Here is a 12,688-nt window from a genome sequence, read left to right as displayed (position 1 = left end):
ACTTTCCCATCCTTCCTATTCACTTGCAATAAGTTCTTCTCCGGCGTCTAAACGAACCGAAACAAGTTTAGATACCCCCGATTCTTGCATTGTTACACCGTACAACACATCAGACTCTTCCATTGTACCTTTTCTATGTGTAATTACAATAAACTGCGTCTCATCACTGAATTTCTTTAAATACTGTGCAAAACGAGCTACATTCGCCTCATCAAGGGCTGCCTCTACCTCATCTAGTACACAGAACGGTACTGGGCGTACTTTTAAAATACCAAATAAAAGCGCAATTGCTGTTAAAGCACGCTCTCCACCTGAAAGTAAACCTAAGTTCTGCAGTTTCTTCCCTGGCGGTTGTGCTACAATATCAATACCCGTATTTAGTAAATCCTCTGGATTAGTCATTACTAAATCCGCTCTACCGCCTCCAAATAATTCAGAGAATACCGATTGAAACTCCATTCTAATGCCTTCAAACGTAGTAGAAAAGCGTTTTTTCATTTCTTCATCCATTTCGGTAATAAGCTGGTGCAATGTCGCTTTCGCTTCTTCTAGGTCGTCTCTCTGCTCTAGTAAGAATGTATGACGCTCCGCTACACGTTCATATTCATCAATTGCCCCTAGGTTCACTGTACCTAACTCTTCTATGGATAATTTGATTAATTTTACTTTCTTACGCGCATCTTCTGCAGGCATTGTCATTGTATATTTTAGTTTTGCCGCTTCAAATGAAATTGTATATGTTTCACGTAAATGTTGTAATCTATTTTCTAACTCTACATCAAGTCGGTTAATTTTCACCTCTTGATCTTTCAACATCTCAAGAATGTATTTATGTTTACCTGTGGTCTCTTTCAGATTACGCTCTAACTGTTCTACTCTCTCTTGTAACGATACACGTTGTTCACGACGAGAGCGAATTAACTCTGAAGTTTGATTACGATCGTATGCTTTCTTCTCAATCATATTCGTAATTTGCTCTTCACCACTTGAGTTCGATGTCATTTCTTGTTTTAAGAATGCTAAGTCCTCTTTCGTTTTAACAAGCGTTGCATCTGTTTCTTCTTTTTCCTTCGTCAATCGTTCAACTTTTTCTTTTTGGTTAGATAAGCGTTGTTGCTTTTCAGCTGCTAACACTTTTAACTCTGTCATTTCTTTTTGAACTTTTTCTTTCGAAGAATGCTGCTCACTTTTTTGTTTCGTTAAAGCTGCAATGTTACTATCTAATTCCGTAATCTCCACTTGAAGGGTCGCTAAAATCTTTTCTAGCTCTTCTTTACGCCCTTGCATTTTCACTTGATCTTGTAAGAACCCTTCAATCTCTAAATCATAAATTGATAAACGATCATTAATACGATGTTCTTCTAATTCTAAGCGACTAATTTCTTCTCTTAATTTCTGTTCTTCTACACGCTCTACCTCTACACTTTGTCTCAGTTCGCGTATTTGTACTTCTTTTTCTTGAATTTCTTGCTTTACTGCTTTAACAAAGTTTTCTAACTTCGTCGTTTTTTCTTCCATATCAGTTAACTTGTTCGTCCACTCTTCTAGCTCACGTTGACGTCCTAATAAAGAAGATTTCGCCTGTTTTACCGCTCCACCTGTCATAGAACCGCCAGGGTTCACTACATCACCTTCGATTGTTACAATGCGATAACGGTATTGTAGTTGTTTCGCCAACTCATTCGCCCCGCGTAAATCTTTTGCAACAATAACAGTACCTAATAAATTTGAAACTACATTTTCATATTTATTATTGTACTGCACAAGTTCTGCCGCCACACCTACAAACGATGGGTGTTGATTTGCAATGCGTAATTGCTCAAATGATAATGATCTGCTTTTAATAACAGCTTGCGGTAAAAACGTTGCACGTCCATGTTTATTTTGCTTTAAAAATGCAATCGCATTACGAGCATGCTCCTCTGTTTGTACAACAATATGCTGCATCGCTGCACCTAGAGCGATTTCCATTGCAACTTCGTATTCTTTCGGTACCGTTAACAGTTCCGCAACAGCCCCCTCGATACCTTGCAACCTATTTTCTCTAGCTTTCAATACTTCACGTACACCTTGATAGAATCCAGAATAATCTTCTTGCATTTCTTCAAGCATTTCTTTTCGAGAACGTGCCTGTTGCACAAATTGATATGCTTGATACAGTTTTGTTTCATTTTCACTATACTGCGTCTTACATTTCCCAAGCGCCGCCTCTGTCTTCTGTATGTTTGAGAGAATGCCAGCTACTTTTTCTTTCGCTTGTTCGTAACTTTCTACAAGTTTCGTCTTTTTCGCTGTAATTTCCATACGCATTTCTACATATTTCGCATTTTCTTCATCAAGGCGTTCATTTTTAGAGTTTTGTTGTTTAGATTGTTCTTCAATCATAGATAATTCATTACGATGACTAGCTTGTTGATTTAAAAGCTCAATATAGTCACCTTTTAAATTCTCAATCTGTTCCTCTAAATTGTCAGCAAAAGTAGCAAGTAATTGCTCATTATCATGCAATTTTTGCTCCAACTCTTTTACTTCATTCACAAATTGCATTAAAGCTTCTGTACTTGAATCAATCTCACCATCGTAACTTTTAGCTTTCTCTGTTAATTCAACAATTAACTGCTCAAGTTGCGCACAATGCGTCGTAGCATTTTGCTTTCTCTCTTTTAACAACTCGCGCTGTCCTTCAAGTTTTTCTAGCTCTTTACTAGAAAGAAGAAGTACTTCTTGTAACGAGTCTACAGACTCATCTACCGCTTGTAATTGTCCTCGTAATTCCTCAAGCTCTTCTTCACTTTTTTGTAAATTCGTTGACATTTTAGCTTCTTCGTTTTTATTATGCCCAAACTGATTTCGAAGCGCTTCCCATTTCTCATGCAATTCTTCAATTTCATGGACAATAAGCGCAGCTTCTACTTTCTCTAATTCTTCTTTATTCTCAAGATAATCTTTCGCAATAGAAGCTTGTCTTTCTAAAGGTTCTACTTGACTACTTAATTCATGAATTATATCTTGTACACGATTTAAGTTTTCTTGTGTCTCTGCTAATTTACCTTCAGCTTTCTTTTTGCGAAGTTTGTATTTTAGTACGCCTGCCGCTTCTTCAAATACACCTCGACGCTCTTCTGACTTACTACTTAAAATCTCTTCAACTTTCCCCTGGCTAATAATCGAAAAAGCTTCTCTTCCCATACCAGAGTCCATAAATAAATCAATAATATCTTTCAATCTACATGATTGTTTATTAATATAAAAATCACTATCACCTGAACGAGATACACGACGTGTTACACACACCTCATTGTATTCAATTGGTAAACGTTGATCTTCATTATTTAAAGTTATTGTTACTTCAGCAACATTAACCGCTCTCCTCGTATCACTGCCTGCAAAAATAATATCCTCCATCTTTGCACCACGTAATGATTTTGCAGATTGTTCACCAAGTACCCAGCGAATTGCATCAGTAATATTACTTTTCCCGCTTCCATTAGGTCCTACTACAGAAGTTACACCTGGGACAAAATCAACAGATACACGCTCAGCAAAAGACTTAAACCCTGCTATTTCTAATCTTTTTAAAAACACGAAAGGCCTTCCTCCTATTCTCCGTCTTTATAAATGTTCTCTATACAAAAACAAGTATTATACGGATTTACCTTCTTTTTCTTTACAAACAAAAAGAAAGTTTCATTCTATGCACAAGGAATCCCCCTCATTCAAAGGGGGATTCCTTATAGTTGTTCTTTTAATTTTTTCAATGCTTCTGCAGCAGCTTGTTGCTCTGCTTCTTTTTTTGACTTACCACTACCAAGACCTAAAGCTACGTTATTTAACGTAACACGTGACACAAATTCTCGATTGTGAGCTGGTCCTTTTTCTTGCAAAATTTGATACTCAACATTGCCACTGCCATCACGCTGAATCAATTCTTGCAACTGACTCTTATAATCCATCACATGAGAAAAAGCACCCTCATTAATTTTCGGATATACAATTTCTTTTAAGAATTCCCAAACTGTTTCTAGCCCTTGATCAAGATAAAGGGCACCAATAAACGCTTCAAAGACATCCGCTAATAAAGCTGGTCGTTCACGTCCACCTGTCATTTCTTCACCTTTTCCTAATAAAACAAGGCTACCAAATGACAATTCGTTCGCAAAACGAACAAGAGATGGCTCACATACAATAGCTGCACGTAGTTTTGTTAACTCTCCTTCGCTCATTGTCGGATATTTTTGAAACAGATACTGCGATACAGTCAGTTCCAATACTGCATCTCCAAGAAATTCAAGACGCTCATTATCTTCATGCGGTTTTTTTCGATGCTCATTCACATACGATGAATGCGTAAATGCTTGAATCAATAATTTTTCATCCGTAAACGTAATACCTATCTTTTCTTGAAACACTTTAAATGCTTCACGATATTTTGTTTCGTATTTTTTTTCTCTATATTTTCGGTACGGCATAGGTCCCTCCAGATATAAGCCGAGAAAGCCCCGCTAAAAAACGGGACTTCACTTAAGCATTATAGATGACTCTCTATGTAAGTCACAGCATCGCCAACAGTAGCAATCTTTTCAGCATCTTCATCAGAAATTTCCATTTCGAATTCATCTTCTAATTGCATTACAAGTTCTACTACATCTAGGGAGTCTGCTCCTAAATCTTCCTTGAAGCTTGCAGCTGGTACTACCTCAGTCTCTTCTACTCCTAAACGATCAACGATGATTTTTGTTACGCGCTCTAAAACATCTGCCATTCCATTCACCTCCCCTCAAATATTATATTAAATATTGACCAAAAAAACTAGGTGAAATCAATTCTTTTATTACATTACCATACCGCCATCAACATTTAACGTTTGACCTGTAACATATTTGCTTTGATCAGAAGCAAAAAACGTTACAGCATTCGCTATATCTTTCGCTTCACCAAATTGAGCAGCTGGAATAACTTTTAACATTTCGGCTTTAATATTCTCATCTAGTACATCCGTCATATCAGTCGCAATAAAGCCCGGCGCAATTGCATTCACTGTAATATTTCGACTTGCTAACTCTTTTGCAGATGTTTTTGTTAATCCAATAACACCCGCTTTAGCAGCAACATAGTTAGCTTGTCCTGGGTTTCCTATAACACCAACAACAGAAGCGATATTTATAATTCTACCATGACGTTGACGCATCATATAACGAGATACTGCTTTTGTACATAAGAATACACCTTTTAAGTTTGTATTAATAACTGTATCCCATTCTTCTTCTTTCATACGCATTAATAAATTATCTTTCGTTACACCAGCATTATTTACAAGAATATCAACTTGTCCAAATGTATCTACTGTTTGTTTCACCATATCTGTAACATCATCAGCATTTGCAACATCTGCTCTTACCGCAATTGCATCAGAACCTAATTTTTTAATTTCATCTACTACTTCATTTGCTTTTTGTTCATTACCAGCATAATTTACTACTACATTTGCCCCTTGTTTCGCTAAATCGATCGCAATCGCGCGACCAATTCCACGTGAAGCGCCAGTTACTAATGCTACCTTCCCTTTTAACATCAGTTTTCTCCTCTCAAATTTGAAATGGTATCTTTTAATGTCTCTTCATCGTATATCGCATATGCTTTTACTGATGAATCAATTGACTTCATAAGTCCAGCAAGTACTTTTCCAGGTCCAATTTCAATAAATATATCTACTCCCTGGTTCACCATATATTCAATAGACGGGTACCATAATACAGGCGAATAAAGCTGTTCGATTAACTTTTCTTGAATGTCTGCACCACGTGTAATAACTTCCGCCGTAACATTTGCAATAACAGGAATATTCGTGTCATGAATTGTAATTTCATTTAAAACACTTTGGAACTTCTCAGCTGCCGGCTTCATAAGTGAAGAATGGAATGGCCCACTTACTTTTAGTGGAATCGCTCTCTTTGCACCATTTTCTTTCGCTCTTTGAGAGGCAACCTCTACGCCTTGCTTCGTTCCAGAAATTACAATTTGCTTCGTACTATTCATATTAGCGATTTGCACTGCATATCCTTCACTTGTTACTTCTTCTGTAACTTGTTTCAGCATATGTGGATCAGCACCTAATATAGCTGCCATTGCGCCTTCCCCACCCGGAACAGCTTCTTCCATATATTCCCCGCGTTTCCTTACAGCATATACAGCATCTTCAAAAGTTAATGCACCAGCTGCTACAAGAGCGCTATATTCGCCTAAACTATGACCAGCGACAAAGTCAGGTGTAATGTCATACTCTTTCAAAGCTGTCAAAATAGCAAAACTCGTTGTTAATAATGCAGGCTGCGCATTTGTTGTTAATGTAAGCTTTTCCTGCGGTCCTTCAAAAATCACTTCTGAAAGTGAATCTTGCAACACCTCATTTGCTTTTGCAAACACTTTTGCAACCTCTTTATTATTCTCTGCTAATTGTTTACCCATTCCAACTGCCTGTGAACCTTGGCCCGGAAAAAGAAATGCTATTTTTCCCATTTCAAATCCTCCTCTTATTGGAGTGACTCTTTCTCCATTACGCTTGAAATCGTAGGAATTACTTCTTTCGCTACCATTTCTCTCGTTTGACGAATCGCACTAAATATCGACTGGTCATTAGAAGAACCGTGAGCCTTAATGACAGGTGCTTTCAATCCAAATAATGCAGCTCCTCCATACTCCGAATAATCCATTTTATCTTTTAATACCATAAGTTTTGGTTTTAATACCGCCGCTGCTAATTTACTCGTAAACGAACTCATTAGTTGTTCTTTCAACATAGAGAATAGCGCAAGTGCTGTTCCCTCTAATGATTTCAACGCTACATTCCCTGTAAAACCATCACATACAACAACATCTGCTACACCTTGCAATAAATCTCTTGATTCAACGTTCCCAACGAAATTAATTGGCGCATCTTTAAGCATTGCAAACACTTGCTTTGAAAGCTCGTTTCCTTTTCCATCCTCTGTTCCAACGTTTAATAGTCCAACGCGAGGATTTTCAATTCCTCTTACCTTCTCAGCATAAACAGATCCCATTACTGCATATTGATATAAATGAATTGGTTTTGCATCAACATTTGCTCCAACATCTAACATAACAAAACCTTTTCCATCTACAGTTGGCATTGTAGGCGATAAAGCTGGTCGCTCAATTCCTTCCATACGACCGACTACAAATAATCCAGCTGCCATTAAAGCTCCTGTACTACCTGCGGATATACAAGCGTCTGCTTCTCCATCCTTTACTTGTTGTGCCGCAAGCACCATTGAAGCTTGTTTTTTTCGACGAACCGCTCTTACCGGTTCCTCCGTTGATTCTATTTTTTCGTCTGTATGAAGAATAGTAATTCGTTCATCACTCGTTAAGTATTGACGAATTTCCTCTTCTTTCCCTACTAACGTAATATGTAAATCAGAATATTCCTTAATAGCTTTCATTGCCCCTAATACTACAGCCTTTGGAGCGTGATCTCCGCCCATTGCATCTATTGCGATTTTCATAAGTTGTTACCTTCCTCACTATAATTACTAGATCGATACATTTCAAAAGTGCCTGTAAAAACAAGTTCTTCTCCAACGAAGCTACGCACTTTGACAACCGTCCGTCCCTTATCATTCTCTACATCTTCAACGCGCGCTTTTGCAACAACACGCTCCCCTAATTTTACAGGGCGAATGTATCGAATGGTAGACTTTGCAGTTAAAGCTAATTCTTCATCAATAACCGCAACAGCTAGTGAGTTTGCTTGCGCAAACAGATGATGCCCACGGGCAATTTGATTTCTTTTAAATACATGTTCTACCTTTACTTCAAAGATAGAGATTGCATGTCTATCTAATTCAATATCAATAATTTCTCCAACAACCTCTTCTAACGGTAAAGATTTCACATCTTCTTCATGTTGCTTTGTAGCTACATGTTTAATTCTCTCTCTTAATTCAGGAATAGACAATTCCATACGATCAAGTCGTACTGTTTGTATACTCACTTGAAATTTTTCCGCTAAATCTTCATCCGTAATAAAAGGATTTGATTCGATTGTTTGTTGTAATAACTCTTGTCTTTCTTTTTTACTTCTTCTTTTTTTCATACCGCACCATCCATTTTTATGACTAGGTACTAACAGTAGTATATAATCATTAAAAGTAGAATGCAACAAAAACTTTTGTTGACTCCCTTTAATCGAGCTTCTCTCCTTGGAACACACCTGTCCCATCAAGATACGTACGCAAGGCAGCGTACTGATCATTGTGCCAAAACGCTTCTGAATCTACTAGTATCGCCGCATCTTGCCTTGCTGTTTCTAACGCTCGATAATCATGTACCATGTCAGCAACCTTAAATTCTGGTAAGCCACTTTGCTTACTCCCAAAGAAATCTCCAGGACCTCGTAATTCTAAATCTTTTTCTGACAATACAAATCCATCATTTGTTTCAGTCATTATGCGCATTCTTTCTTTCCCTGTTTCTGATTTAGGGTCTGCTATTAATAAACAATATGATTGTTCACTACCACGGCCGACACGCCCTCTAAGCTGATGAAGCTGCGATAAACCGAAACGTTCTGCATCATAAATAACCATTACAGTCGCATTCGGTACGTTCACACCTACTTCAACAACTGTTGTCGATACAAGAATTTGCACTTTATTTTCACTAAACTGTCCCATTATCTCTTCTTTTTCCTGAGACGATAATCTCCCATGCATCAATCCAACTTGGCATTTCCCTTGGTAATGATGCGTCAGCATACTATGTAAGTCGATAGCATTTTGCACATCAAGTTTCTCAGATTCTTCAATTAGAGGACAAATAACGTATGCCTGTCTTCCTTTTTTTATCTCCTTTTCAACAAAACCGAGAACGCGATCTAACATATCATGTTTTGCCCAATATGTTTCAATCACCTTTCTACCTGCTGGCATCTCATCGATTATCGAAACATCCATCTCTCCAAATGCAGTAATCGCAAGCGTACGCGGAATTGGTGTCGCTGTCATAAATAATACATCTGGACTTTCACCTTTCTCCCGTAAAACTCGGCGCTGCGCTACACCAAATCGATGCTGTTCATCTGTAATAACGAGACCCAACCTATGAAATATAACTTCATCTTGAATTAAGGCATGCGTTCCAACAAGAATATCTATTTCTCCTTGTTCTAACTTCGCTAAAATTTCTCGACGTCTCGCACCTTTAACAGAACTTGTTAACAGTTCCACCTTAATACCAAAATGCGAAAACGTTTCAGCAAGCGACTGATAATGTTGCTCAGCTAAAATTTCTGTAGGAACCATTAAAGCACCTTGATAATGAGCTAATTTCGATGCATAAAGGCCAATCGCAGCAACAACCGTTTTCCCAGAACCAACGTCACCTTGCAATAGTCGGTTCATCCGATAAGGAGATGTCATATCTTTCAAAATTTCATCTACAACTCGGCGCTGTGCACCCGTTAATGGAAACGGCAGTGCATCGATAAATTCTTGTAATTCTACTGACGGAATCTCTTTCTTGGTCCCTTTTGAATTTTCCCTCTCCATTTTCCGGAGCGTTTGCATTTTCAGCTGAAATAAGAAAAATTCTTCATATACAAAACGGCGACGCGCTTGCTTCAAATCTTCCTGTCCTACCGGAAAATGCAATGCCCTAAGCGCTTCATATCTTGGTAATAATTTATATCGCCCTAACAAACCATCCGGTAACACTTCGACTATAGAATCTCCATATTCCTTTAACGCTTGAGCAATAAAACGACGCATCTGTTTTACTGTAAGTTTCCCCTTTACTGAATAAACAGGTTCCACTTCTTGTTGACGTACAACCGGCCCAAAATGAAGTTCTGATACAGCAATTGTTTGACGATGTTGATCCCATTTACCAGTAATCGTTACCGTTTCATCTAACTTTAATTTTTGCTTATAGTAAGGCCTATTAAAACATACCGCCGTAATTAAATAACGACCGACGAGAACACGAACTGTTAAACGCGATTTCTTCTTACCATAATATTGCAGCAAAGGAGCACTATGAATCTTTCCTTCAACCGTTACACGTTCATCATGCTTTACTTCAGCAAGATCTTTCATCGCATAATCTTCATAACGGTACGGAAAATGTTCTAATAGATGAGAAACTGTATAAATACCCATCTCATGTAGTAACTCAGATGTTTCTCCTCCGATCCCCTTTACATCCGTAACAGGAACTTGTACAACATCATTCAAGATTCTCACACCCCGTCACATTATTTTCTTTATTGCATTTTATTTGAGTACCAATTAGCATCTGTAATCGCTCTCTTTCACCTTATATATTCTATCATAGGCATTCTAAGAGAAACTACTCAAATCCCTTATATAAAACAAGTAAAAAAGAGCCTCACTATTAGCAGCAAGGCTCTTTTCTCTCTTCAATATGCTAGCCTTTTGAATAAAAACTAGTAATAAACTTCATATTACTACTTCTTATCCATTAGCAAGTAAGTAATCCATTTATTTTCAAAACGAATCTTATCTTATTCTACAGAGAAGATGAAAGAATACACTGGTTGGTTTCCAGCATGCACTTCTACTTCTGCATCTTCAAATTTCTCTTCTACAAATTCAACTAACTCTGCTACTTCTTCGTCAGTTGCATCCTCACCTTGTAGAATCGTTACGATTTCAGAATCTTCATCAATAAGCGCTTCTAGTAATTGCTTCGCAGCTCCTACTTTTTCAGCATTTGTAGATACAATTTTCCCATCTGCAATACACATGAAGTCATCTTTTTGAATTGCTACACCATCAATTTCCGTATCACGTACAGCATACGTAATTTGACCTGTTTTCACATGAGATAAAGCTTCTTGCATATTTTCTTCATTCTCTTCTAACGTTCCAACTGGGTTAAATGCTAACATTGCTGCCATACCTTGAGGAACTGTTTTCGAACGAACAACAATAACTTCTTGATCTACAACTGATGCCGCTTGTTCTGCTGCCATTACAATATTTCCGTTATTCGGTAAAATAATGATTTTTTCAGCATTTGCTTCTTCAATTGCCTTCACGATATCCTCCGTACTTGGATTCATCGTTTGACCACCTTCGATAACTTTCGTTGCACCGATGCTCTCAAATAAAGTTTTAATACCAGACCCCATAGCTACAGTTACGATACCATATGGTTGTTTTTCTTTCGATTGAGCTGGTTGTTCAGGAACCATAGTAGGTTCATCTAATAAAGCAGTATGCTGTTCACGCATATTTTCTACTTTAATCTTAATTAAACTACCGTATTTTTGTCCGTAGTTCATAGCGTCTCCAGGATGTTCTGCATGGATATGAACTTTTACAATTTCATCATCAGACACAACTAGTAGAGAATCACCATATACACTAATATCTTCACGGAATTTTTGTTCAGAGAAATTATGCTCTTTCACCTTTTCAGCCTCTAATTTCACCATGAACTCCGTACAATATCCATACTTAATATCTTCTGTACTCAATTGGCTTTGTACACTACGGTGATGTTCTGCGCGTACCATTTCATTCATAGATGGTTGCGTCGGTGCATCAGAAGAAATCGTTTCTCCTTTTAAGTCAGCTAAAAATCCTTCGTATACCACTACAAGACCTTTACCACCGCTATCTACAACGCCAACTTGTTTTAATACAGGTAATAAATCTGGCGTACGATTTAACGATGCGTTTGCTTCTTTCACAACGTCTTCCATAAACAAAACAAAGTCGCGCTGTTTTTTCGCAACTGTTACTGCATATTTACCCGTTTCTCTTGCAACCGTTAAAATCGTTCCTTCAATCGGTTTCATAACCGCTTTATAAGCCGCCTCTACTCCAGCTTCTAGTGCTGCAGCAAAATCAACTGTTGTTAATTCTTCTTTTTGTTCAATGGATTTAGAGAAACCACGGAACAACTGAGATAAAATAACTCCAGAGTTACCACGAGCTCCCATTAATAATCCTTTGGCTAAACTTACGCCGACTTTACCAGCATGCTGTGAAGGGTTTGCTTTCACTTCACGCGCACCTGAAGTCATAGATAAGTTCATGTTTGTACCGGTATCGCCATCTGGAACTGGAAATACGTTTAATGCATCAACAAGCTGAACATTGTTTGTTAAATTATTCGCTCCTTGCATGATCATTTGTGATAAACGTTTTCCATCAATTTTTTGAATTGACACAGATTTTCCTCCTTAATGCACATTACAAGTTTATTACTTTAACTCCTTGTACGTAGATGTTTACAGAATCTACTGCTAGTCCTACAGTTTGATCTAATGTATATTTCACTTTCGTCTGCACATTATGTGCCACTTCTGAAATTTTCGTACCATAGCTCACAATAATATACATATCAATATGTACTTCATCTTCATCTTTACGAACAATAACACCTCTAGTAAAGTTTTCTTTTCGTAAAATGTCTGTTAATCCATCTTTTAACTGATTTTTTGATGCCATACCTACGATACCGTAGCAATCTACCGCGGCACCTCCAGCAATTGTTGCAATTACATCTGTACTAATATCAATTTGACCGTACTTCGTTTTAATTTCAATTGACATCTCGTTTCCCCCTTCATAAATGGTGAAAGTGAGCTAGACTACTTTAGTTACTATCATATAATCTTTTTAAAGAAAATTCCATCGTT

General features: G+C 37.6%; 10 protein-coding genes. All 10 read right to left on the bottom strand.

The annotated features are described in order from the left end of the window. Window positions 1-15 precede the first annotated feature (15 nt). The 10 genes from smc to MR143_RS25335 all read right to left on the bottom strand — a co-directional run bounded on the left by smc (window position 16) and on the right by MR143_RS25335 (window position 12,602). Complete coding sequence (gene smc / locus MR143_RS25380) at window positions 16-3,585, bottom strand: chromosome segregation protein SMC (protein ID WP_000478969.1); 3,570 nt, start codon at window positions 3,583-3,585, stop codon at window positions 16-18. A 146-nt stretch (window positions 3,586-3,731) separates the two neighbouring features. Continuing rightward, complete coding sequence (gene rncS, locus MR143_RS25375; RefSeq protein WP_001146875.1) at window positions 3,732-4,469, bottom strand: ribonuclease III; 738 nt, start codon at window positions 4,467-4,469, stop codon at window positions 3,732-3,734. A gap of 59 nt (window positions 4,470-4,528) precedes the next feature. After that, entirely contained in the window at window positions 4,529-4,762 is a 234-nt protein-coding gene (gene acpP, locus MR143_RS25370; protein WP_000786062.1) for an acyl carrier protein, read from the bottom strand. 69 nt (window positions 4,763-4,831) lie between these two features. Beyond that, window positions 4,832-5,572, bottom strand: a complete 741-nt coding sequence (gene fabG, locus MR143_RS25365) for a 3-oxoacyl-[acyl-carrier-protein] reductase (protein ID WP_000911771.1) — start codon at window positions 5,570-5,572, stop codon at window positions 4,832-4,834. After that, window positions 5,572-6,516 (bottom strand): ACP S-malonyltransferase, encoded by a 945-nt coding sequence (fabD, locus tag MR143_RS25360; protein ID WP_242281067.1) that lies wholly within the window; start codon window positions 6,514-6,516, stop codon window positions 5,572-5,574. Before fabD ends, fabG begins: the two co-directional genes overlap by 1 nt. A 14-nt stretch (window positions 6,517-6,530) precedes the next feature. Next, window positions 6,531-7,523: a phosphate acyltransferase PlsX gene (plsX, locus tag MR143_RS25355; protein WP_000684100.1), complete on the bottom strand. Its 993-nt coding sequence runs from the start codon at window positions 7,521-7,523 to the stop codon at window positions 6,531-6,533. Then, window positions 7,520-8,113 (bottom strand): transcription factor FapR, encoded by a 594-nt coding sequence (gene fapR / locus MR143_RS25350; protein WP_000747349.1) that lies wholly within the window; start codon window positions 8,111-8,113, stop codon window positions 7,520-7,522. Before fapR ends, plsX begins: the two co-directional genes overlap by 4 nt. An 88-nt stretch (window positions 8,114-8,201) precedes the next feature. After that, the gene (gene recG, locus MR143_RS25345) at window positions 8,202-10,250 is read right to left on the bottom strand and encodes an ATP-dependent DNA helicase RecG (RefSeq protein WP_001000812.1); all 2,049 of its coding nucleotides are present in this window, start codon (window positions 10,248-10,250) and stop codon (window positions 8,202-8,204) included. A gap of 290 nt (window positions 10,251-10,540) precedes the next feature. Then, the gene (locus MR143_RS25340; protein WP_000027129.1) at window positions 10,541-12,217 is read right to left on the bottom strand and encodes a DAK2 domain-containing protein; all 1,677 of its coding nucleotides are present in this window, start codon (window positions 12,215-12,217) and stop codon (window positions 10,541-10,543) included. A 22-nt stretch (window positions 12,218-12,239) separates the two neighbouring features. Next, window positions 12,240-12,602 (bottom strand): Asp23/Gls24 family envelope stress response protein, encoded by a 363-nt coding sequence (locus tag MR143_RS25335; protein ID WP_000021109.1) that lies wholly within the window; start codon window positions 12,600-12,602, stop codon window positions 12,240-12,242. Between the last annotated feature and the right edge of the window lie 86 nt (window positions 12,603-12,688).

This window comes from Bacillus cereus group sp. BfR-BA-01347 (assembly GCF_022663835.1).
Taxonomy (GTDB): Bacteria; Bacillota; Bacilli; order Bacillales; family Bacillaceae_G; genus Bacillus_A; species Bacillus_A thuringiensis_K.
Note: the sequence above shows the minus strand (reverse complement) of the source record. Positions and strands in the feature narration are given on the sequence as shown.